Here is a 20,713-nt window from a genome sequence, read left to right as displayed (position 1 = left end):
GGGCCAACCGCCGCACAAGGAAGCCCGCAGGGGCGGGAAATCTTCTCAGTGATCAATTTCAACATCGCCCAATGGCGCGCCTGGGCCCCCGGGCTCGAAAGCGCGGACGACTGGCGCGCCTGGTGTCGAGCCCCGGTGGTGCTGGCCAGCAGCGACGTTGCCCCCGATGTGTCGTTCCTGCCCGCCATGCAACGCAGGCGCCTGAGTCGCCTGGCGCGGATGGCGTTCAGCGTCGGCTGGCCGCTGGCCGAAGGCCTGCAACGCCTGCCGCTGGTGTTTATTTCCCGTCACGGCGAAACCCCGCGCACCCTGGATATTCTCAGCGACCTGGCCAACGACCAGCCGCTGTCGCCCACCCAGTTCAGCCTGTCGGTGCATAACGCGGTGATTGGCCTGTGGTCGATCCTGCGCAATGAAACCAGCGAAATGACCGCCCTCGCCGCCGCAGGCGATGGCCTGGAGCACGGCATGCTGGAAGCCGCCGCCCTGCTCAACGAAGGCGCGCCCGCCGTATTGCTGGTAATCAGCGAAGAACAGCCCCCCGAGGCCTACGCCAGCTGGATCGACGACGTGCCATTCCCCTACGCCCTCGGGCTGTTGCTGACACCGGGCGACGAATGGCAGCTGGAACTCACCACCGCCACTGTCCAACCTTCCACCACCGCCCAGTGGCCTCATGCCCTGAACCTGCTGCGCACCCTGCTCAATGAGCAGGGTGCCTGCCAACATGCCTGGAAGAACCGAGTATGGAACTGGCAACGCAAGCCTTGACCGAAAAACCTCGGCAGGCCTACTACTGGCGCCTGTTCGCCACCGCCGTCAGCTTCACCCTGTTTGGCCTCGGCGGCCTGTGCCTGCGCTTGCTCGTGTTTCCACTGCTCAGTTGCCTGCCAGGTGATGCTAGTCAGCATCAAAGACGCGCCCGCCACACCATCAGTTGGTTGTTCTGGTGCTTTATTCGCATGATGCAGCGCTTGGGCATTCTCACCTACAGCGTCGAAGGCGCCGAGAGGCTTGGCCGCCCAGGCCAGATGATCGTCGCCAACCACCCGTCGCTGATCGACGTGGTGTTCCTGATCGGCCTGATGCGCCAGACCAACTGCGTGGTCAAACAAAGCCTGTGGCAAAACCCGTTCACGCGCGGGCCGGTGAGCGACGCAGGCTACATCAGCAATGACGGCAGCGCCGACATGCTCGATGCCGCCGCCGATGCCCTGCGGGAAGGCCAGACCCTGATCATATTTCCCGAAGGCACCCGCACCTCACCGGGCGCGATGCCTGCCTTTCATCGCGGTGGCGCCGCCATTGCCCTGCGGGGTGCGACAATCATCACCCCCGTGGTGATCAAGGTCAGCCCCACCACTCTGACCAAGGCCGAACCCTGGTATCGCATCCCAAAATGCCGTTTTCACTTCAGTTTGCGGGTGGGTGCCGATATAGAACCACAGGCGTTTGCAGCTCTTGGGCCCGCGCCCCAGGCTTCACGCAAGCTCAACGATTACCTGCACCAGTATTTTATTAAGGAGCTCGCCGAAGATGAGCGACCAACACCGCCTTGAGCACGACATAAAAACGCTGATCATCGAGGCCCTGGGCCTTGAAGATATCAGCGTGGACGACATCGGCAACGAGCAAACCCTGTTCGGCGAAGGCCTGGGCCTGGATTCAGTCGACGCCCTGGAATTGGGCCTGGCCATCCAGAAAAAGTACGGCATCAAGATCGATGCCGACGCCAAGGACACTCGCAATCACTTCACCAACGTGGCCAGCCTCGCGGCGTTCGTCACGGCCCGACAGGCAGCTTGAGACCGTACCATGCAAACTCGTGACGATATTTTCAACACCTTGCGCGACGCCTTGGTGGAACTGTTTGAACTGGAACCTGAACGCGTCACCCTCGACGCCAACCTGTACCAGGACCTGGAAATCGACAGCATCGATGCGGTCGACCTGATCGACCACATCAAGCGCCAGACCGGCAAGAAAATCGCCGCCGAAGAGTTCAAGGCAGTGCGCACCGTGAACGACGTGGTCGAGGCGGTCTACCGCCTGGTCCAGCCGGCCGCATGAGCCGGCTGATCGGCCTTGGCCTGTTGCTGGCGGGGCTTGTGTACCCTTTTGCGGTGTATTTCGGCACGGAGCATTTTGCACCGTGGCAGTTTGGCCTGCTGCTGGCCAGTCTGTGGCTACTGCGGGCGCTGACCGGCGCCCGTAACCCGGGCGCACGCTGGATGGCCGTCGTGGCGATTGTGTTTTGCCTGCTGCTGGCCTGGTTCGATAACCCGCTGCTGTTGCGCTGGTACCCCAGCCTGGTCAGCGGCTTCATGCTGGTGCTGTTCGGCCTGAGCCTGAAATACGGCCCGCCGATGGTCGAGCGCCTGGCGCGCATGACCGAGCCGCAATTGCCCGACGTGGCAATTCGATATACCCGCCAGGTCACCGTGGTCTGGAGTGTGTTTTTTCTGTGTAACGGCCTGCTCGCCGCCGCCCTCACCTTGTGGGCGCCGCTGAGCTGGTGGACGTTGTACAACGGCCTGATCGCCTACGGGTTGATGGGGCTGTTGTTTGCCGTGGAATGGCTGGTACGACAAAGGATTCGAGGCCGCGTATGAATTGGTTGAATCTTGAGCACTTGCTGCTTGAGCCTGTGGCGCAGCGACCGGTTACCCGTGAGCCTGCGTTGAATCATGCCCAGCTGTGGGAGCAATCCCTGAGCCTGGCGGCCGGGCTGCACGCCCGGGGCATCCAGCGGCTGGCCGTGCATCTGGAAGATGCCGGCGTGTTGGCGATTGCGCTTCTGGGCGCCTGGCGTGCCGGGGTCAGCGTGCTGTTGCCGGCCGACCTGCAACCTCAAACCCGCCAACGCTGGGCAGATGACGTGGATGGTTGGCTGACAGAGGCCGCTGATCTCGACGCGCTCTACCAGGCACCATTGGCCGCCGCCGCCCTCGACCTGGATCGCTGCCAATTAAGCCTGTGTACCTCCGGCTCCAGTGGCGAACCCAAGCGCATCGACAAAACCCTGCGGCAACTGGCCAATGAGGTCCGGGCACTGGAAACCCTCTGGGGCACTGATCTCGGTGAAGCCTGCATCATCGGCAGCGTCGCCACCCAACATATCTACGGTTTGCTGTTCCGGGTGTTGTGGCCACTGTGTGCCGGGCGGACCTTTGTGCGCCAGCAACTGGCCTTTCCGGAAGACCTGCAGCGGGCCAGCCGCGAACACCCATACTTCGCCTGGATCGCCAGCCCGGCGCTACTCAAACGCATGGGCGATAACCTCGACTGGCCGGCATTGAGTGCGGTCAAGCGCGTGTTTTCCTCCGGTGGTGCCTTGCCGATGGAAGCCGCCAGCAGCCTGCAGCAACGCCTGCAGCAATGGCCGACGGAAATCCTCGGCAGCTCGGAAACCGGCGGCATCGCCTGGCGCCAGGGCCAACAACCCTGGCAGCCGTTTGCCGATGTGCAGTTGAGCCAGGACGCCGACGGTGCCTTGCGCATCGCCTCGCCGTACTTGCCCACCGGGCACATCGAACAAACCGCCGACGCTGCGAAAATCCACGCCGATGGTCGCTTCGAGCTGTTGGGCCGCCTGGACCGAATCGTCAAGCTGGAAGAAAAACGCATCTCCCTGCCGATGCTGGAACAGGCACTGATGGATCACCCTTGGGTCGCGGAAACCCGCCTCGGGGTAGTCCAGGAAAACCGCGCCTCCCTCGGTGCCCTGGTGGTGCTCAGCGCACCCGGCCTGTACGCCTTGCGCAATCAAGGCCGGCGTACTGTCACCCAAACCCTGCGCCAGCACCTGAGCCAACACTGCGAGGCCCTGGCGCTGCCCCGTCGCTGGCGCCTGCTGCGTCAGTTGCCGTTCAATGCCCAAGGCAAGCTGCCCCAGGCCGATGTCGAAGCGCTGCTGCTCGCGCCTCGGCCCAAGGCACCCGAAGTGCTCGAAACAGCTGAAGCCAACGGTGAGTGGACCCTGCAACTGGCGATCCCGCCGGACCTGGCCTACTTCAGCGGCCACTTCCCGCAAACCCCGGTACTGCCAGGCGTCGTGCAGGTGGATTGGGCGCTGAACCTGGGCCAGCAACTGCTCGACCTACCGGGCAAATTCGCCGCAATGGAAGTGCTCAAATTCCAGCAACTGGTACGCCCCGACGACCGGATTGAACTGCACCTGCGCTTCGACCGCGAGCGCAGCAAGTTGTACTTCGTCTACCGCAACGACACGGCTGCCTGCTCCAGTGGCCGGATCGTGCTGGAGGTGGCGAGTGACTGAGCTTTTGTGGGCAGAACACCTATTGTGGCGAGCGGGCTTGCCCGCGCTGGGCTGCGAAGCAGCCCTAAAACAGACAATCGAGATCTACCTGAAAAACCGCAGCGCCAGGTTTGGGAGCGCTTCGCACTCCAACGGGAGCAAGCTCCCTCACCACAGGGCCTGTCGGCACCGGCAGGAGGCAATCAAACGTGCATAACCCCTGCGCCCTGATCCCGGTCTATAACCACGAGGCCGCCGTGCCCGCCGTGGTCCGTAGCCTGCTGGACGCCGGCTTGCCATGCCTGTTGGTGGACGACGGCAGCGGCCCGGCCTGCGCAAGCGTGCTCGCGCAGCTCGCCACCCTCGAAAACGTCTCGCTGGTGACCCTGCCCACCAATCAGGGCAAAGGCGGCGCCGTGATGATCGGTTTTCGCGAAGCAGCGCTCCTGGGCTTCACCCATGCCCTACAAGTGGACGCCGACGGCCAGCACGACCTGCGGGAAGTCAGCACCTTCCTTGACGCCTCGCGCACCCATCCCGAAGCGCTGATCTGCGGCTACCCGGAGTACGACCACAGCGTGCCCAAAGGCCGCTTGTATGCCCGCTACCTGACCCACGTGTGGGTGTGGATCAACAGCCTGTCGTTGCAGATTCGTGATTCGATGTGTGGCTTTCGCATCTACCCGCTACGACCCGTATTGGCGTTGATGGACTCCGCCAACATCGGCAAGCGCATGGATTTCGACTCAGACATTATCGTGCGCCTGTCGTGGCGCAACCAGCCGATGCGCTGGCTGCCCACCAAGGTGCATTACCCCGCCGATGGCCTGTCGCACTTTCGGATGGTCCACGACAACGCCCTGATCTCCTCCATGCACACCCGGCTGTTCTTCGGCATGCTGCTGCGCGCACCAATGATTCTCTGGCGACGGTGGCAGGCATGAACGAAAGCACCCGGCATTGGGCCGACCGCCAGGAGCGCGGTAGTTTCTGGCTGATGAAGCTCACCGCATTCGGTGCCAAATTTCTCGGCCGCCGGGTGTTGAGCCCGCTTCTGTACGCCATTGTTTTCTACTTCTTCCTGTTCGGCCGCACCGCCCGACAGAGCGCCTGGCAGTACCAGCAGCGGCTGGCCGAGTGGAGTGGTCGCGACGATCTGCGCCCCACCCATAAAAGAGTCTTCGGCCAGTTCATGGCCTTCGGCGATGCCTTGCTGGACAAGCTCGACGTGTGGAACGGCAAGCTGCGCCTGGAACAGATCGAAATTGTCGACCCGGCGAAACTGCGCGATCAGTTGCGCGGCGAACGCGGGCAGATGCTGGTGGGCGCACACCTGGGCAACCTGGAAGTGTGCCGCGCGCTGGCGGAGCTGGGTGAGAAAGTCACCATGAACGTACTGGTGCACACCAAGCACGCCGAACGTTTCAATCGCCTGCTGGGCGAAGCCGGGGCCAGCAATTTGCGGCTGATCCAGGTCAGCGAACTGGACCCGGCAACCATGCTGCTGCTCAGCCAACGCCTGGACGACGGCGAGTGGCTGGCGATTGCCGGTGACCGCGTACCACTGCATGGCGGGCGCACGGTCCGGGTGGATTTTCTCGGCCACGACGCGGCATTTCCACAAGGCCCGTGGCTGCTGGCCGGCCTGCTGAAATGCCCGGTCAACCTGTTGATGTGCCTGAAGCACGAAGGCCGTTATCGCTTGATCATCGAGCCCTTCACCCAACTGATCGAATGGAAGCGCAGCAACCGCCAGCAGGTGATCGCCCAATGGACCGCTCGCTACGCCGAGCGCCTGGGCCAGTTCTGCCTGCAAGCTCCCCAACAATGGTTCAACTTTTACCCTTTCTGGAAGACCGATGACGACGCATCTTGAGCCGGTAACCTTCGGCGAACTCCCTCTGCGCATCGAAGACGTGCTGGCCCTGGCCAACCGCCAAGTGCCGACTCAGTTGCAAGGCGATGCCGAGTATCGCCAACGCATCGCCAAAGGCGCGCAGTTCCTTGATTCGCTGCTGGACAAGGAAGGCGTGATCTACGGTGTCACCACCGGTTATGGCGACTCCTGCGTGGTGGCCGTGCCATTGCAGCACGTCGAAGCGTTGCCGCGTCATCTCTACACCTTTCACGGCTGCGGCCTGGGCAAGCTGCTGGATGCACAAGCGACCCGTGCAGTACTCGCCGCGCGTTTGCAGTCGCTGTGCCATGGCGTGTCCGGTGTGCGAGTGGAGCTGCTGGAACGCCTGCACGCCTTCCTCGAATTCGACGTGCTGCCACTGATCCCGGAAGAAGGCTCGGTGGGCGCCAGCGGTGACCTGACACCCTTGTCCTATGTCGCCGCGACCCTGTCCGGCGAGCGCGAAGTGATGTTCCGTGGCGAGCGTCGCCAGGCCGCCGACGTACACCGCGAACTGGGTTGGGATCCGCTGGTACTGCGTCCGAAAGAAGCCCTGGCCTTGATGAATGGCACCGCCGTGATGACAGGCCTGGCCTGCCTGGCCTTCGCCCGCGCCGATTACCTGCTGCAACTGGCCACGCGCATCACGGCAATGAACGTGGTGGCGCTGCAAGGTAACCCGGAGCACTTCGACGAACGCCTATTCGCCGCCAAGCCACATCCGGGGCAGATGCAAGTCGCCGCCTGGCTGCGCAAGGATTTGGCCATCGACGCGCCGACCGCGCCGTTGCATCGCCTGCAAGATCGCTACTCCCTGCGCTGCGCACCCCACGTCCTGGGGGTGCTGGCCGACAGCCTGAACTGGCTGCGTTCGTTCATCGAGATCGAACTCAACAGCGCCAATGACAACCCGATCATCGACGCCGAAGCTGAGCGCGTGCTGCACGGGGGGCATTTCTACGGTGGGCATATCGCCTTCGCCATGGACAGCCTCAAGACCCTGGTGGCCAACGTCGCCGACCTGCTGGACCGGCAACTGGCGCTGCTGGTGGACGTGCGTTACAACCACGGTTTGCCGAGCAACCTGTCGGGCGCCCCGGCCGACCGGGCAATGATCAATCATGGCTTCAAGGCCGTGCAGATCGGTACCAGCGCCTGGACCGCCGAAGCCCTGAAAAATACGATGCCCGCCAGCGTGTTCTCGCGCTCCACCGAGTGCCATAACCAGGACAAGGTGAGCATGGGCACCATCGCCGCCCGCGACGCCATTCGCGTGCTGGAGCTGACCGAACAGGTCGCCGCCGCCGCCTTGCTCGCCGCCAATCAAGGTGTGTGGCTGCGAGGCCAAGCCGAAGACGCGCGTCCTCTGCCACCGGCCCTGGCTACCATGCACGAAGCGCTCGCCAAGGACTTCCCGCCGGTCATCGAAGACCGCGCCCTGGAAGGCGAACTGCGCCTGTGCCTGCAACGCATCGCCGAGCAACACTGGAGGCTGCATGCGTAGCAAGGGTGTGCTGCACAGTGACACCGAAATCCTGGTGCCGTTTTTCGACATCGACACCATGAATGTGGTGTGGCACGGCCATTACGTGAAGTACCTGGAAGTGGCCCGCTGCGCCTTGCTGGACAAGATCGGCCACAACTACACGACGATGCTCGAATCGGGCTACGCCTGGCCGGTGATCGATATGCAGCTGCGTTACGTACGCGGCGCGACCTTCGGCCAAACCATCAACGTGCGCGCCAGCCTGGTGGAGTGGGAGAGCCGCTTGAAGGTCAATTACCTGATTACCGACCTGGCCAGCGGCGAGCGCCTGACCCGCGCCAGCACCGTGCAAGTGGCGGTGGAGATTGCCAGCCGCGAAATGCAGTTGGCCTCGCCCAAGGTATTTACAGACGCTGTCGAAAGGGCTTTGAAATGAGATCCAATGTGGGAGCGGCGGTGCGACGACTCAACTTGCTCGCGAAGGTCGTCAACGATAACGCAGGCCGCCTGACAGTGCGCGGCGCCCTCGGGTTCTTCGCGAGCACGCTCGCCCCTACAGTGTTCGTGCTGTTTGGGTTTTCAGGCGTGGCCCAGGCGTTTGACCTGCAACAACTCAGCGATCAACTCGCCAAGCCTTCGGTGATTCACGGCAACTTCATCCAGGAAAAACACCTGCGCGCCCTGCCACAACCGCTGACCAGCAAGGGCACCTTTGTCCTGGCCAAGGATCACGGTCTGCTGTGGTTGCTGAAAAGCCCACTGCAACAGGACTACCGCATCAGCGCCCAAGGCATTGCCCGCCGCGACGCCAACGGCTGGCAGCCACTGCCGAACAAGAGCGCCGGTGCCGAGCAGAACCGCTTGTTCCTCGCCGTATTGCAAGGCGACAGCAGCGGCTTGCAGCGCGACTTCGAGCTGCAACTGCAAGGCGAGGCCAAGCAGTGGAAGTTGACCTTGATCCCACGCTCGCTGCTGCTCAAGCAAGTGTTCATCCAGATCAATATCGACGGCGGTGAGCTGGTGCAAAAAATCGAACTGCTGGAAACCCAAGGCGACAGCACCGTACTGCGCATGCAGGACAGTACCAGCAGCCAACCGTTGAGCGACGCGGAGCAGCACGATTTTGCGCAGTGAACGCTGGTTGCCGCGCCTGTTCCTGATCCTGCTGGTGGCCGTCTTGGCCCTGGCCGGCTGGCAATGGCGCCATGGCGCGCCGCTGTCGGCCAACCTGATGGAGCTGGTACCGGGCACCGCACCGGATGCCCTGGAACTGCGCGCCGAACAGCGCATGCAGGAGCCGCTGAACCGCGAAATGCTGGTGCTGGTGGGGCATGCCGATCGCCAACAGGCGGTGGCCATGGCTCAACAGTTGGGCGAACGCTGGCAGGCCAGCGGCCTGTTTGAAAAGGTCCAATGGAACCTGCAAGCCGACCTGCCTGCGTTGCGTCAGCAGTTGCTGCAAGGACGGCTGGCGATGCTGTCTGCCAAGGACCGCGGGCAACTGATCGAACAACCTCAGGCGTTCATTCAACAACGTGTACAGGCACTGTTCGATCCCTTTACCGGGTTCAGCCTGGTACCGAGCCAGGATGACTGGCTGGGCCTGACCGGACGTATCCAGAACAGCCAGCCGCAGCACGGTTCGGTGCAACTGGACATCGGCAGCGGCGCCTTGATCGCCGATGCTGACGGTAAGAGCTGGGTGCTGCTGCGCGCGCGCACCACCGGCAATGCCTTCGATATGAAACTGCCGCTGCAAGTGGCCGACTTACTCAAGACCAGCCGGGAACAGGCCAATCAGCAAGGCGTGCAATTGCTCGCAGCCAGCGGTTTGTTGTACGCCGCCAATGGTCAGCAGCAGGCCACCCGGGAAATCACCTGGGTCGGCGGCGGCGCCACGGCCGGGATTCTATTGCTGCTGTTACTGGCATTCCGTCGTTGGCGGGTGTTGCTGGCGTTTGTGCCGGTGCTGGTGGGCATGCTGTTCGGTGCGGTGGCGTGCGTTGCGCTGTTCGGGCATATGCATGTGATGACCCTGGTGCTGGGCTCAAGCCTGATCGGTGTGGCCGTCGATTACCCGCTGCATTACCTGTCCAAGAGCTGGAGCATGAGCCCTTGGCGCAGTTGGCCGGCCTTGCGCCTGACCTTGCCGGGTTTGAGCCTGAGCCTGGCCACCAGTTGCATCGGCTATCTGGCATTGGCCTGGACACCGTTCCCGGCCCTGACCCAGATTGCGGTGTTCTCCGCCGCAGGTCTGGTGGGTGCGTATCTGTCGGCGGTGTGCCTGCTGCCGGCTTTGCTCAAGGGCGTAGAACTGCGCCCGGCTCAATGGCCGCTGCGGATCGCCGAGTTTTTGCTGAGCCTGCGTGAGTCCCTGCTCAAGCGCTTGCCGAGTCCAGTGTTGCTGGTGCTGGTATTACTGTTTTGCGCCGGTGGCTTGTGGCATCTGAACAGCAAAAACGATATCCGCCAGTGGATCGGTGCGCCGCCGCAGTTGCTGCAGGAAGCCCAGGCCATTGCGCGCATTACCGGCTATCAACCCACCAGTCAGTTCTTTCTGGTGCGGGCGGACAATCAACAACAGTTGCTGGAGCGTCAGGCAGCCTTGGGTCAGCGCCTGGATCAACTGGTGAACATGGACAAGCTCCAGGGTTATCTGGCGCTGAATCAATTGGTCAATCAACCCAGCGAACAGCAGCAAGTACGCGAAGCCCTGGGCAAACTGCCGCAGTTCTGGCAACCGCTGCTGGACCTCGGCGTACCGGCCAGCGCCCTGCAAGCCGAACTGACGCAACTGCAAGCTCTGCCCACCGAAGACATCAATGCTGCCTTGAGCGGCCCGCTGGCCGAGCCTTGGCGCCTGCTGTGGCTCGGCCCGACCGACACCGGCGTGGCGGCGATGGTCAGCCTGCAAGGGCTGAACAACCCGGCGCTGCTGCGGGTCCAGGCCCTGGATTTGCCCGGTGTGCAATTGGTGGATCGCCTGGGTGACTTGAACCGGGTGTTCGCCGCCACCCAGATCAGCGCAGCCGAATTGAAGCTGATGTCCTGTGTGCTGATCGTGCTGCTGTTGATTCTGCCTTTCGGCTTCGGTGGTGCCCTGCGGATCGTTGCCCTGCCGCTGCTCGCTGCGCTGTGCAGCCTGGCCAGCCTCGGTTGGCTCGGACAGCCGCTGACGTTGTTCAGCCTGTTCGGCCTGCTGCTGGTGACCGCCATCAGCGTCGATTACGCGATCCTGATGCGCGAGCAAATCGGCGGCGCCGCCGTGAGTCTGCTGGGCACCTTGCTGGCGGCGGTGACGACATGGTTGTCGTTCGGCCTGCTGGCGATTTCCAGCACGCCGGCGGTGAGTAATTTCGGCCTGTCGGTGAGCCTCGGGCTGGCCTTCAGTTTTATCCTGGCGCCATGGGCCGGCCGTCAGGGACATACCTCATGAATTCGATTATCGCCAAAGCGTCAAGGAGCCCTCGTGTCCACAGTTGAAATAGAGCGTCGCCAGGTGGTGGTGATTGGGGCCGGCCCGTCCGGCGCCATTGCTGCCGCCCTGCTCAAACGTAACGGGCATGACGTCTTGATCATCGAGCGCCAGCACTTCCCGCGCTTTTCCATCGGCGAAAGCCTGCTGTCCCACTGCATCGACTTCATCGAAGAAGCCGGGATGCTCGAGGCGGTCAACGCCGCCGGGTTTCAGGTAAAAACCGGCGCCGCGTTTACCTGGGGCGAGCGCCACAGTGCCTTCGATTTCGGCGATACCTTCAGCAACGGCAAGCCCACTACTTTCCAGGTACAGCGCGCTGACTTCGACAAGCTACTGGCCGACCAGGCCGAGCTGCAAGGGGTGGAAATCCGCTACGGCGAGACCATCGTCGGCGTCGACTTCGCTGCGGGCAGCCGCTATCTGCATGTCCGTCGGGAGAACGGCAGCGAATATCACCTCAAGGCCGGTTTCGTGCTCGACGCCAGCGGCTATGGCCGCGTGTTGCCGCGCCTGCTGGACCTGGAAGCACCCTCGAATTTCCCGTTGCGCCAAGCGGTGTTTACCCACATCGAAGACCACATCGAACACCCAGGATTTGATCGCACCAAGATCCTCATCACCACTCACCCGACAAAGCGCGATATCTGGTTCTGGACCATCCCGTTCAGCAACGGGCGCTGTTCGGTGGGCGTGGTCGCCGCCAAGGAGCATTTTGACGGTCGCGATACCGACCTCGATGCCTGCTTGCGCAGCTTTATCGATGAAACGCCGAGTCTGTCTACCGTGCTGCAAAATGCTGTCTGGGATACCCCGGCGCGCACCATCGGCGGCTACTCGGCCAACGTCAAAACCTTGCACGGCCCGGGCTTCGCGCTGCTGGGCAATGCCGCGGAATTTCTCGACCCGGTGTTCTCTTCCGGCGTGACCATTGCCATGCGTTCGGCGAGCATGGCGGCAGGCCTGTTGCATCGTCAGTTACAGGGTAAACCTGTCGACTGGCAAACCCAGTTCGCCGAGCCGTTGAAGCGCGGTGTCGACACCTTCCGCTGCTACGTCGAAGGCTGGTACGCCGGGACTTTCCAGGATGTGATTTTTCATCCCGGCAGTTCCCCGGCGATTCGCGGGATGATCAGCTCGATCCTCGCCGGTTACGCCTGGGATGAACGTAATCCGTTTGTCAGCGAGCCGAAGCGGCGGTTACGGATGTTGTCGGAAATTTGTGCAGGGGATGCGCCATGAGCAGTTCTTCTTATCAAAAAGAGTACTTGAGCAAAAACTACGTCGAGGAGACCAAGTTCGGTTTCTGGTTCCTGCGCAGCCACACCTGGCAGCACCATGTGTTGCGGGTGGCTATCAACGACCTGCGCAGCCTGTTCAGCGATCCGCTGCCGGCAGCTCCGGTGCTGCTGGATGCCGGCTGTGGCCAGGGCAAATCATTCCAGTATTTGCAGCAGGTGTTTGCGCCAGAACGTTTGATTGGCCTAGACGCCGACCCCCACAGCCTGGAGCTGAGCCGCGCTGAAGCTGAGCGCCAGGGCTTGGCCATCGAGTTGATCGGCAGCGACTGCGCAACCCTCAAAGTGGCTGACGCGAGTGTCGATATCCTGCTCTGCCACCAGACCTTCCATCATCTGGTGGAACAGCAGCGGGCGCTGACGGAGTTCTATCGGGTGCTCAAGCCCGGTGGTTATCTGCTGTTTGCCGAATCCACCGAGGCCTATATCGACACTTGGGTCATTCGCTGGCTGTTCCGTCATCCCATGCACGTGCAAAAAAGCGCTGAAGAGTACCTGGAGATGATTCGCGAACAGGGTTTCGAATTCGGCCCGCAGAATGTGTCGTACCCGTACTTGTGGTGGAGCCGCTCCACGGATTTCGGCTTGCTGGAACGCTGGGGCCTGCGTCGCCCGAAACCCGTTGGCGAGCGGGAAGAAACCCTGGTCAACGTGGTCGCCCGCAAGCCCCTGGTAGGTGCCGGGCAATGATCCGCATGCTGCTGATGGGTTGTCTGTTGCTGCTGAGCGCCTGCGCCAGCCAGCCACCGCTGCCAACCCATAACCCGACCTTGAGCTTGCCGCTGCAATTGCATGTGGTGCGTGAGCAGGACGGCCAGCGCCAGGACTGGCTGCTGGTGATCCAACGTGAAGATGGCGGGATTCGCTGGTCGATGATGGACCCGCTGGGCATTCCCCTGGCCCGGCAGAAGTTGATCAACGGTGCCTGGCAGGCTGACGGTCTGTTGCCGCCCAATCCTCAGGCTCGGGAGTTGTTTGCTGCCCTGCTGTTTGCCCTGACGTCGGCGGATGAAGTCTCCACGCTGTATCCTGGCACTCAGGAAATGGACCTGACACGCACCCTCCCATCGCGCTGGCAGATCATTTATCACTCCTCCCTGGTGTTTCGCGTGAACCTGCCCGGGCAACACCTGATCTACCACATCAGCCCGCTTGAGGCCGCCCGATGACCGCCTATCTCAATGCTCTCGGCGTCATCTGCGCCCTGGGCCGCGACAAGCGTGAAGTCAGCCGCAACCTGTTTGCCGGTGACTGTTCAGGCATGCACGATGAAGGCGGTTGGGTGCCGGAACGCGTGTTGCCGGTGGCGGGCGTACACGGCGAACTGACGGAAATCCCGCCTGGGCTGGAACAACAAAGCAGCCGCAATAATCAGCTGTTGCTGGAAGCAGCGTTGCAGATCCATGACCAGATCCAACATGCGATCCAGACCTTTGGCGCGTCCCGCATCGGCATCATCCTCGGCACCAGCACCTCGGGGATCGATGAGGCCAGTCGCGGTATCGCCCATTTCCTGCGCAACCAGCAGTTCCCCGGCGACTACAACTACCAGCAACAGGAACTCAGTGCCCCGGCCACGTTTCTTGCCGACTGGTTGCAAACCAGCGGCCCGGCCTATGTGATTTCCACCGCCTGCACCTCCGGCGCCCGCGCGTTGATGAGCGCCCAGCGCCTGTTGGACCTTGGCGTGTGCGACGTGGTGCTGTGCGGCGGTGTCGACAGCCTGTGCAAGCTGACCCTCAATGGATTCACGTCCCTGGAGGCGGTCAGCGGCCAGCGCTGCAATCCGTTTTCGGTCAATCGCAATGGCATCAACATCGGTGAAGCCGCTGCGCTGTTTCTCATGAGTAAAGTACCGGGCCCCATCGCCCTGCTGGGTAGTGGCGCCAGCTGCGACGCCCACCATATTTCCGCCCCGGACCCGTCCGGTAAAGGCGCACTGTTGGCGATGGGCAAGGCCTTGACCAGTGCCCACCTGAATCCGGAACAGATCGGCTACCTGAACCTGCACGGCACCGCGACCCAGCACAACGACGCCATGGAAAGCCTGGCGGTAGCCAGCCTGTTTCCAAACGGCGTAGCCTGCTCATCGACCAAACCCATGACCGGTCACACCCTGGGCGCAGCCGGTGCTCTGGAGGCCGCGTTCTGCTGGCTAAGCTTGTCTGCCGACAACACTGCCCATGCCTTACCGCCTCATGTCTGGGACGGCCAAGCCGACCCAGCGCTGCCGGCCTTGCAGTGGGTCACACCCGCCGACACCCTGGAAAAGCGCTGCCTGATGAGCAATTCCTTCGCCTTTGGCGGCAACAACGTCAGCCTGATTATCGGAGACGCCCCATGATCGATTGGCCGCTCGCCGAACTGCTGCCCCACGCCGGTGACATGATCCTCATCGATCAGGTCCTGGCGTTTGATGAAGAGCAGATTCACACCCGCCTCACCGTCAAACCCGACGGCCTGTTCAACCGTCCCGACGGCAGCTTGCCGGCCTGGGTTGGCGTGGAGTTGATGGCGCAAAGCGTCGCCGCCTACGCCGGTTGCCGTGCCCGTCAGAAGGGTGACCCGGTGGAACTGGGGTTCTTGCTGGGCACCCGCAAATATGAATGCAATGTCGAGCACTTTCCTGCGGGCACCGAACTGACCATCCACGGCCTGCGCTCCCTGGAAGACGACAACGGCATGGGTGTGTTCGAATGCCACCTTACCGGGGACGGCATCCAGGCCAGTGCACGTTTGAACGTATTTCGACCGCCCCAGGCGGCCAATTATTTAGATGAATCGAAGGACACAACACCATGACTGAATCCGTTCTGGTTACCGGCTCCAGCCGTGGTATCGGTCGCGCCATTGCCCTGCGCCTGGCCCAGGCCGGCCATGACATCGTGCTGCATTGCCGCAGCGGTCGCGTCGAAGCGGATGCCGTGCAAGCGGAAGTTGAAGCACTGGGCCGCAAGGCTCGGGTGCTGCAATTCGACGTTTCGGATCGCGCCACCTGCAAGCAAATCCTCGAAGCCGACGTAGAAACACACGGCGCCTACTACGGCGTGGTGCTCAATGCCGGACTGACCCGCGACGGCGCGTTTCCAGCACTGTCGGAAGAGGACTGGGACGTGGTGATGCGCACCAACCTCGACGGTTTCTATAACGTTCTGCATCCGGTGATGATGCCGATGATTCGTCGTCGCGCTGCAGGGCGGATAGTCTGCATCACCTCGGTTTCCGGACTGATCGGCAATCGCGGCCAGGTCAACTACAGCGCATCCAAGGCCGGCTTGATCGGCGCAGCCAAGGCCCTGGCTATCGAGTTGGGCAAACGCAAGATCACCGTCAACTGCGTAGCTCCCGGGCTGATCGACACGGCGATGCTGGATGAAAACGTGCCGGTGGAAGAACTGATGAAGATGATCCCCGCCCAACGCATGGGCACCCCAGAAGAAGTCGCCGGCGCAGTGAATTTCCTGATGTCGGCAGAAGCCGGCTACATCACTCGCCAGGTGCTGGCAGTCAATGGAGGCCTGTGCTGATGAAGCGCGTGGTTGTCACCGGCATGGCCGGTATCACTTCTTTGGGCCGTGATTGGGACAGCATCTGCGCCAACTTTCGTGCTAACCGCAGCGGCATCCGGCGCATGGATGAGTGGGATCGTTTCAGTGAATTGAATACACGGTTGGCCGGGCCTATCGACGATTTCGTGGTGCCGGCCCACTGGACCCGCAAGCAACTGCGCAGCATGGGCCGGGTATCACGCCTGGCAGTGTGGGCTGCAGAACAGGCGTTGCAGGATGCCGGTTTACTCGGTGACGAATCGATCAAGGACGGGCGCATGGGCGTCGCCTGCGGCTCGTCCACCGGCAGCACCGACGAGATCAAGGCCTTCGGCAACATGCTGCTGAACTCGGTGGCGGAGGGGCTGAATGCCAACTCCTACGTGCGCATGATGCCCCACACCACTGCCGCCAATATCAGCATCTTCTTCGGCCTCACCGGGCGCCTGATCCCAACGTCCAGTGCCTGCACCAGCGGCAGCCAGGGCATCGGCTACGCCTATGAAGCCATCAAGTTCGGACGCTTGCCGCTGATGCTCGCCGGCGGCGCCGAAGAACTGTGCCCCACCGAGGCCATGGTGTTCGATGCGCTGTACGCCACCAGTCTGAAAAACGACGCTCCGCAAACCAGCCCGCGCCCCTACGACAGTGGCCGCGACGGTCTGGTGATTGGCGAAGGCGGCGGCATGCTGGTGCTCGAAGAGCTGGAACATGCGCTGGCCCGTGGTGCACATATCCATGCCGAGATCGTCGGCTTCGGCAGCAACGCCGACGGCCAGCACACCACCCGCCCCGAACAGACCACCATGCGCCGGGCCATGGAACTGGCCCTGGAAGACGCAGGCCTTGCGCCTGCCGCCATTGGCTACGTCAACGGCCACGGCACCGCCACGGAACAAGGCGACATCGCCGAAACCCAGGCCACCAGCAGCCTGTTTGGCAGCCGCATGCCCATCAGTTCGCAGAAGAGTTTCCTCGGCCACACCTTGGGTGCCTGTGGCGCGCTGGAGTCCTGGTTCAGCATCGAGATGATGAACAGCAACCAGTATGTGCACACCTTCAACCTCGACGAGGTTGACCCACGCTGCGGCGAACTGGATTACCTGCGCAACGCGTTCCGCGAGCTGCACAGCGACTACGTGATGAACAACAACTTTGCCTTTGGCGGCGTCAACACCTCGCTGATCTTTCGCCGCTGGCCGTAAGCTTTTTTATTGATTGGAGAAAACGGAATGTCTTCCTTGCTACGCGCAACACTGATCACCCTGGCCCTGCTGACCACGGCCGGCTGCACCAACAAACCGGTGCTCAATACCCAGCAGGACCTGCCGGCGCAGGTCAGCGACGAAAAGATGAAACAGACCATCGTCACTGCACTGGAAAAGCGCGAATGGACGGTGCAGCGCTTCAGTCCGCAACTGATCCAGGCCGAGATCACCGTGCGCAATCAATTCCACGCTGAAATCGACATCCGCTACACCCGCAACAGCTACGCCATCACCTACCGCGACAGCCGCGACCTGGGCTACAAGGACGGCAAGATTCATCGCAACTACAACCGTTGGATCAGCATGCTGGATCGGGACATCCTGGCGGGGTTGCGTTCCACTGGTGCGAGTGAGGTGGGTTCGGCGGTGCAGGTGTTCCCGCAGACCGGGACTGCTAAGTAAAACTGAAGCATCAGAAACGACAAAGGGCGCCTTTCGGCGCCCTCTTCACAAACAGGTTGGCTTGTCATCGCCGATTCCTGCCTGGCTCTGCGATGGCTGGTTGCCCAGGATCCTCAGAGTCTCACAAGCCCCTTTCGGGAACCCGGCCAGTATGCCTGAAAATCGGCGTCGGGAAATCAGTGGCGAACCGCCTCTCATCACCCGCCCCGCTCGTCACAACCCAAGCGCACTACGCACCGCCGCTTTTATCGCCAAAAATTGCTCGCTGGAAAGCTCCGCGATTTTGTAAGTTCGTTTGCCATGTCGGTCCTTACTCTTGATCCGGTCAAGCCTCCCGAGACTGACCGTGGCAACAATGTCGCACTTTGCCCAACAAACCGGATTCGCCCCCTGCAGATGACTTTCAAGTTGCAAGTGATGTTCCAGTACCGTTTGCGGCGCGGTGGTGCTCAAAGGTACAACGGTCACCAACAGCTTATTGGTTCTGTGCTTGCGTATAACAATGACGGGGCGGATCTTGATCATCTCGGGAACCTCATAACCCCGAAAATCACAGATCAGCACACTGCCTTCTTTGGGCTGATAGAGAAGTGGCATCCATGACACTCTGCTGAAAAAGAGCGATTCTGGGCAACTCCAGAGCAAATCTCTAAGGCGGTTCCGTTACCTGATATGTGATCGTCGCTACACCAACGCCTTACGCGTCAGCAACTCGACAAACGCCTTGGCCATCGGCGATTGCTGGTCCTTGCGCTGCACCAGCCACACCGCCGTCACCGCTTCCGGGTCCAGTAACGTCCGATAGACCACGCCGTCGATACGCATTCGCTGATACGACGCTGGCAATACCGAAACCCCCAACCCCGCCGCGACCAACCCAATGATGGTCATCGCCTCCCCTGCTTCCTGGGCAAAATGCGGGCTGAAGCCGGCATCACGGGCCAGGTTGAGCAACTGCGCGTACAAACCGCTGCCGTAGGTTCGCGGGAAAAACACAAACGGCTCTTCGGACAATTGCGCCAGGTGCAAGCCACGCTCGCTCCCTTCTACCAACGGATGACCTGCGCTTAGCACGGCCACCAGCGGTTCGCGCATCAGCTCCACTACGCTCAACGAATCAGGCAACGGCAAGGGCCTCATCAACCCGACCTGAATTGACTCATCCACCAGCGACTCAGCCACTTGGGTACTGCTCATCTCCTGCAAATTGAGTTGCACCGCCGGGAACGCCTGGCGAAAGGCAAAGATCGCCTGTGGGATGCTGGAGTTGAACGGCGCAGAAGAGGTGAAGCCGATCTTCAACTCCCCCAGTTCGCCCAACTGAGCCCGCCGGGCCACATCCGCTGCTTTATCGACCTGAGCCAGTACCAGCCGCGCCTCTTGCAGGAACAGCCGTCCTGCCTCGCTCAGCTCAACCCGACGATTGGTACGCTCAAATAACCGTGCGCCAATCTCCTGCTCCAGCGCCTGAATCTGCTGGCTCAGCGGCGGCTGGGAGATGCCCAGTACCTGCGCAGCGCGGCCAAAATGCAGCTCTTCAGCCACGGCGATGAAGTAACGCAGGTGGCGCAATTCCATACAAACCCCATTAGGTCGTAAAAGCTATCAAACAGGTCGAACAATATATTGGAAAGAATCATTAGGGAGCTATATTCTTTTTTGCATTGCCAGCCCTGGCAGCCTTTCCTCCCCGAGGTCCCGCGTGAAATCTGCTGTCGCTCCACTCGCTCAAGAACGCCCACCCACTGCCCTGGATGAGGTGGTGGCACAGCTCAATGAGCAGTACATCGAAAAAGGCACACCGATGTTCATGCGCACGGTGCTGGCGCTATTTTCCGGTGGTTTCGCTACGTTCGCCCTGCTCTATTGCGTGCAACCGATGATGCCAGCGCTGTCCGACGAGTTTTCCATCAATGCGGCGCAGAGTAGCCTGATTCTCTCGGTCGCGACCGCCATGCTCGCCTTTGGCCTGCTGATCACCGGACCGATTTCCGACCGCCTCGGGCGCAAGCCAGTGATGGTCGCCGCACTGTTCTGTGCCGCACTGTGCACCATCGCCAGCGGCCTGATGCCCACCTGGGAAGGGATTCTGCTGATGCGGGCACTGCTGGGCTTGTCCCTCAGCGGCCTGGCAGCGGTGGCGATGACCTACCTGAGCGAAGAGATCCACCCACAACACATCGGCCTGGCGATGGGCCTGTATATCGGCGGTAACGCCATTGGTGGTATGAGCGGGCGCTTGATCATTGGCGTGCTGATCGACTTCGTCAGTTGGCACACGGCAATGTTGATCATCGGCGCCCTGGCGCTGATCGCGGCCACGGTGTTCTGGAAAATCCTCCCCGAATCGCGCAACTTCCGCGCCAGCAGCCTCAAGCCCCGCAACCTGCTGGACGGCTTCGTCATGCACTTCAAGGACGCCGGCCTGCCGTGGCTGTTCCTGGAAGCGTTCCTGCTGATGGGTAGCTTCGTCACCCTGTTCAACTACATCGGCTATCGCTTGCTGGCCGCCCCGTATGACCTGAGCCAGGCCATCGTCGGCCTGCTGTCGCTGGTGTACCTCTCGGGCATCTACAGCTCAGCAAAGATTGGCTCCCTGGCTGACCGCCTGGGCCGCCGCCGTGTGCTGTGGGCCACCATCGTGCTGATGCTCGCGGGTATCGCCCTGACGTTGTTCAAGCCGCTGGTGCTGGTGGTCGTCGGCATGTTGATGTTCACGTTCGGCTTCTTCGGCGCCCACTCGGTGGCCAGCAGCTGGATCGGCCGCCGAGCGCTGAAGGCCAAGGGGCAGGCGTCGTCCTTGTACCTGTTCAGCTACTACGTCGGGTCGAGTATTGCCGGGACGGCGGGCGGATTTTTCTGGCATTACGCGGGATGGAATGGGATTGGCGCGTTTATCGTGGCGTTGTTGATTATCGCGTTGCTGGTGGCGTTGAAGCTGGCGAAGCTGCCGCCGTTGGGTGAAGTGAAAGCCTGACACACGGTCATAAAAAAGCCCGGCATAAGCCGGTAATGCCAGTCAGTTAAGAAGTAGAAGGGGGTAAAAAGTAACCTGTGGCGAGGGAGCTTGCTCCCGTTGGA

23 protein-coding genes are annotated in these 20,713 nt (G+C 61.8%); 21 read left to right on the top strand and 2 right to left on the bottom strand.

Annotation, left to right across the window (positions count from 1 at the left end; genetic code table 11):
* The first annotated feature begins 48 nt into the window (after nucleotides 1–48).
* The 20 genes from HKK55_RS27940 (at nucleotide 49) to HKK55_RS27845 (ending at nucleotide 17,632) form a co-directional block, all read left to right on the top strand.
* Nucleotides 49–771 (top strand): beta-ketoacyl synthase chain length factor, encoded by a 723-nt coding sequence (locus HKK55_RS27940; protein ID WP_169357532.1) that lies wholly within the window; start codon nucleotides 49–51, stop codon nucleotides 769–771.
* A complete protein-coding gene (locus HKK55_RS27935) occupies nucleotides 747–1,559 on the top strand; it encodes a 1-acyl-sn-glycerol-3-phosphate acyltransferase (protein WP_169357531.1) in 813 nt (270 codons plus the stop codon). The genes HKK55_RS27940 and HKK55_RS27935 overlap by 25 nt, the downstream gene beginning before the upstream one ends.
* Nucleotides 1,537–1,806, top strand: coding sequence for a phosphopantetheine-binding protein (locus tag HKK55_RS27930; protein ID WP_169357530.1), 270 nt, complete (start codon nucleotides 1,537–1,539; stop codon nucleotides 1,804–1,806). The genes HKK55_RS27935 and HKK55_RS27930 overlap by 23 nt, the downstream gene beginning before the upstream one ends.
* A gap of 9 nt (nucleotides 1,807–1,815) precedes the next feature.
* A complete protein-coding gene (locus HKK55_RS27925; protein WP_003209389.1) occupies nucleotides 1,816–2,070 on the top strand; it encodes an acyl carrier protein in 255 nt (84 codons plus the stop codon).
* Nucleotides 2,067–2,612 carry a hypothetical protein gene (locus HKK55_RS27920; protein ID WP_169357529.1) on the top strand — a complete coding sequence of 182 codons (546 nt, stop codon included), beginning with the start codon at nucleotides 2,067–2,069 and terminating at the stop codon, nucleotides 2,610–2,612. Before HKK55_RS27925 ends, HKK55_RS27920 begins: the two co-directional genes overlap by 4 nt.
* On the top strand, nucleotides 2,609–4,279 hold the full coding sequence (locus HKK55_RS27915) for an AMP-binding protein (protein ID WP_169357528.1): 1,671 nt from the start codon (nucleotides 2,609–2,611) through the stop codon (nucleotides 4,277–4,279). Before HKK55_RS27920 ends, HKK55_RS27915 begins: the two co-directional genes overlap by 4 nt.
* A gap of 188 nt (nucleotides 4,280–4,467) precedes the next feature.
* Nucleotides 4,468–5,202 (top strand): glycosyltransferase family 2 protein, encoded by a 735-nt coding sequence (locus tag HKK55_RS27910; protein WP_169357527.1) that lies wholly within the window; start codon nucleotides 4,468–4,470, stop codon nucleotides 5,200–5,202.
* Nucleotides 5,199–6,134, top strand: coding sequence for a glycosyl transferase (locus HKK55_RS27905; RefSeq protein ID WP_169357526.1), 936 nt, complete (start codon nucleotides 5,199–5,201; stop codon nucleotides 6,132–6,134). The genes HKK55_RS27910 and HKK55_RS27905 overlap by 4 nt, the downstream gene beginning before the upstream one ends.
* Nucleotides 6,118–7,659 (top strand): histidine ammonia-lyase, encoded by a 1,542-nt coding sequence (gene hutH / locus HKK55_RS27900; protein ID WP_169357525.1) that lies wholly within the window; start codon nucleotides 6,118–6,120, stop codon nucleotides 7,657–7,659. Before HKK55_RS27905 ends, hutH begins: the two co-directional genes overlap by 17 nt.
* A complete protein-coding gene (locus HKK55_RS27895) occupies nucleotides 7,652–8,077 on the top strand; it encodes a thioesterase family protein (RefSeq protein WP_169357524.1) in 426 nt (141 codons plus the stop codon). The genes hutH and HKK55_RS27895 overlap by 8 nt, the downstream gene beginning before the upstream one ends.
* Entirely contained in the window at nucleotides 8,074–8,775 is a 702-nt protein-coding gene (locus HKK55_RS27890; RefSeq protein WP_169357523.1) for an outer membrane lipoprotein carrier protein LolA, read from the top strand. Before HKK55_RS27895 ends, HKK55_RS27890 begins: the two co-directional genes overlap by 4 nt.
* The gene (locus HKK55_RS27885) at nucleotides 8,765–11,077 is read left to right on the top strand and encodes an MMPL family transporter (protein WP_169357522.1); all 2,313 of its coding nucleotides are present in this window, start codon (nucleotides 8,765–8,767) and stop codon (nucleotides 11,075–11,077) included. The genes HKK55_RS27890 and HKK55_RS27885 overlap by 11 nt, the downstream gene beginning before the upstream one ends.
* Before the next feature lie 33 nt (nucleotides 11,078–11,110).
* Nucleotides 11,111–12,358: an NAD(P)/FAD-dependent oxidoreductase gene (locus tag HKK55_RS27880; protein WP_169357521.1), complete on the top strand. Its 1,248-nt coding sequence runs from the start codon at nucleotides 11,111–11,113 to the stop codon at nucleotides 12,356–12,358.
* The gene (locus tag HKK55_RS27875; RefSeq protein ID WP_169357520.1) at nucleotides 12,355–13,104 is read left to right on the top strand and encodes a class I SAM-dependent methyltransferase; all 750 of its coding nucleotides are present in this window, start codon (nucleotides 12,355–12,357) and stop codon (nucleotides 13,102–13,104) included. The genes HKK55_RS27880 and HKK55_RS27875 overlap by 4 nt, the downstream gene beginning before the upstream one ends.
* Nucleotides 13,101–13,583, top strand: a complete 483-nt coding sequence (locus tag HKK55_RS27870; protein WP_169357519.1) for a hypothetical protein — start codon at nucleotides 13,101–13,103, stop codon at nucleotides 13,581–13,583. Before HKK55_RS27875 ends, HKK55_RS27870 begins: the two co-directional genes overlap by 4 nt.
* Entirely contained in the window at nucleotides 13,580–14,758 is a 1,179-nt protein-coding gene (locus HKK55_RS27865) for a beta-ketoacyl-[acyl-carrier-protein] synthase family protein (RefSeq protein WP_169357518.1), read from the top strand. The genes HKK55_RS27870 and HKK55_RS27865 overlap by 4 nt, the downstream gene beginning before the upstream one ends.
* Nucleotides 14,755–15,216: a hotdog family protein gene (locus HKK55_RS27860; protein WP_169357517.1), complete on the top strand. Its 462-nt coding sequence runs from the start codon at nucleotides 14,755–14,757 to the stop codon at nucleotides 15,214–15,216. Before HKK55_RS27865 ends, HKK55_RS27860 begins: the two co-directional genes overlap by 4 nt.
* A complete protein-coding gene (gene fabG / locus HKK55_RS27855; protein ID WP_169357516.1) occupies nucleotides 15,213–15,941 on the top strand; it encodes a 3-oxoacyl-ACP reductase FabG in 729 nt (242 codons plus the stop codon). The genes HKK55_RS27860 and fabG overlap by 4 nt, the downstream gene beginning before the upstream one ends.
* Nucleotides 15,941–17,167: a beta-ketoacyl-ACP synthase gene (locus tag HKK55_RS27850; protein WP_169357515.1), complete on the top strand. Its 1,227-nt coding sequence runs from the start codon at nucleotides 15,941–15,943 to the stop codon at nucleotides 17,165–17,167. The genes fabG and HKK55_RS27850 overlap by 1 nt, the downstream gene beginning before the upstream one ends.
* A 27-nt stretch (nucleotides 17,168–17,194) precedes the next feature.
* A complete protein-coding gene (locus tag HKK55_RS27845) occupies nucleotides 17,195–17,632 on the top strand; it encodes a hypothetical protein (protein WP_169357514.1) in 438 nt (145 codons plus the stop codon).
* 213 nt (nucleotides 17,633–17,845) lie between these two features.
* On the opposite strand, the gene HKK55_RS27840 is transcribed toward HKK55_RS27845, so the two are convergent.
* Nucleotides 17,846–18,229 (bottom strand): type II toxin-antitoxin system PemK/MazF family toxin, encoded by a 384-nt coding sequence (locus HKK55_RS27840; protein WP_169357513.1) that lies wholly within the window; start codon nucleotides 18,227–18,229, stop codon nucleotides 17,846–17,848.
* Between the two features lie 87 nt (nucleotides 18,230–18,316).
* Nucleotides 18,317–19,210, bottom strand: coding sequence for a LysR family transcriptional regulator (locus HKK55_RS27835; RefSeq protein WP_169357512.1), 894 nt, complete (start codon nucleotides 19,208–19,210; stop codon nucleotides 18,317–18,319).
* A gap of 124 nt (nucleotides 19,211–19,334) precedes the next feature.
* Here HKK55_RS27835 and HKK55_RS27830 point away from each other — a divergent pair, with 124 nt between their 5' ends.
* Nucleotides 19,335–20,609, top strand: a complete 1,275-nt coding sequence (locus tag HKK55_RS27830; protein ID WP_178128865.1) for an MFS transporter — start codon at nucleotides 19,335–19,337, stop codon at nucleotides 20,607–20,609.
* Nucleotides 20,610–20,713 lie beyond the last annotated feature (104 nt).

It is taken from the genome of Pseudomonas sp. ADAK18 (assembly GCF_012935695.1).
GTDB lineage: Bacteria > Pseudomonadota > Gammaproteobacteria > Pseudomonadales > Pseudomonadaceae > Aquipseudomonas.
The sequence above is the reverse complement of the archived record's forward strand: the minus strand, read 5'-3'. Positions and strand labels throughout refer to the sequence as shown.

Excerpts from the sequence above, each read along its gene's own strand:
- HKK55_RS27895 (WP_169357524.1), top strand. The coding sequence starts at position 7,652 with ATGCGTAGCAAGGGTGTGCTGCACAGTGACACCGAAATCCTGGTGCCG.
- HKK55_RS27915 (WP_169357528.1), top strand. The coding sequence starts at position 2,609 with ATGAATTGGTTGAATCTTGAGCACTTGCTGCTTGAGCCTGTGGCGCAG.
- HKK55_RS27920 (WP_169357529.1), top strand. The coding sequence starts at position 2,067 with ATGAGCCGGCTGATCGGCCTTGGCCTGTTGCTGGCGGGGCTTGTGTAC.
- HKK55_RS27840 (WP_169357513.1), bottom strand. The coding sequence starts at position 18,229 with ATGCCACTTCTCTATCAGCCCAAAGAAGGCAGTGTGCTGATCTGTGAT.
- HKK55_RS27925 (WP_003209389.1), top strand. The coding sequence starts at position 1,816 with ATGCAAACTCGTGACGATATTTTCAACACCTTGCGCGACGCCTTGGTG.
- HKK55_RS27860 (WP_169357517.1), top strand. The coding sequence starts at position 14,755 with ATGATCGATTGGCCGCTCGCCGAACTGCTGCCCCACGCCGGTGACATG.
- HKK55_RS27875 (WP_169357520.1), top strand. The coding sequence starts at position 12,355 with ATGAGCAGTTCTTCTTATCAAAAAGAGTACTTGAGCAAAAACTACGTC.
- HKK55_RS27905 (WP_169357526.1), top strand. The coding sequence starts at position 5,199 with ATGAACGAAAGCACCCGGCATTGGGCCGACCGCCAGGAGCGCGGTAGT.
- HKK55_RS27930 (WP_169357530.1), top strand. The coding sequence starts at position 1,537 with ATGAGCGACCAACACCGCCTTGAGCACGACATAAAAACGCTGATCATC.
- HKK55_RS27835 (WP_169357512.1), bottom strand. The coding sequence starts at position 19,210 with ATGGAATTGCGCCACCTGCGTTACTTCATCGCCGTGGCTGAAGAGCTG.
- hutH (WP_169357525.1), top strand. The coding sequence starts at position 6,118 with ATGACGACGCATCTTGAGCCGGTAACCTTCGGCGAACTCCCTCTGCGC.
- HKK55_RS27865 (WP_169357518.1), top strand. The coding sequence starts at position 13,580 with ATGACCGCCTATCTCAATGCTCTCGGCGTCATCTGCGCCCTGGGCCGC.
- HKK55_RS27890 (WP_169357523.1), top strand. The coding sequence starts at position 8,074 with ATGAGATCCAATGTGGGAGCGGCGGTGCGACGACTCAACTTGCTCGCG.
- fabG (WP_169357516.1), top strand. The coding sequence starts at position 15,213 with ATGACTGAATCCGTTCTGGTTACCGGCTCCAGCCGTGGTATCGGTCGC.
- HKK55_RS27845 (WP_169357514.1), top strand. The coding sequence starts at position 17,195 with ATGTCTTCCTTGCTACGCGCAACACTGATCACCCTGGCCCTGCTGACC.
- HKK55_RS27935 (WP_169357531.1), top strand. The coding sequence starts at position 747 with ATGGAACTGGCAACGCAAGCCTTGACCGAAAAACCTCGGCAGGCCTAC.
- HKK55_RS27870 (WP_169357519.1), top strand. The coding sequence starts at position 13,101 with ATGATCCGCATGCTGCTGATGGGTTGTCTGTTGCTGCTGAGCGCCTGC.
- HKK55_RS27850 (WP_169357515.1), top strand. The coding sequence starts at position 15,941 with ATGAAGCGCGTGGTTGTCACCGGCATGGCCGGTATCACTTCTTTGGGC.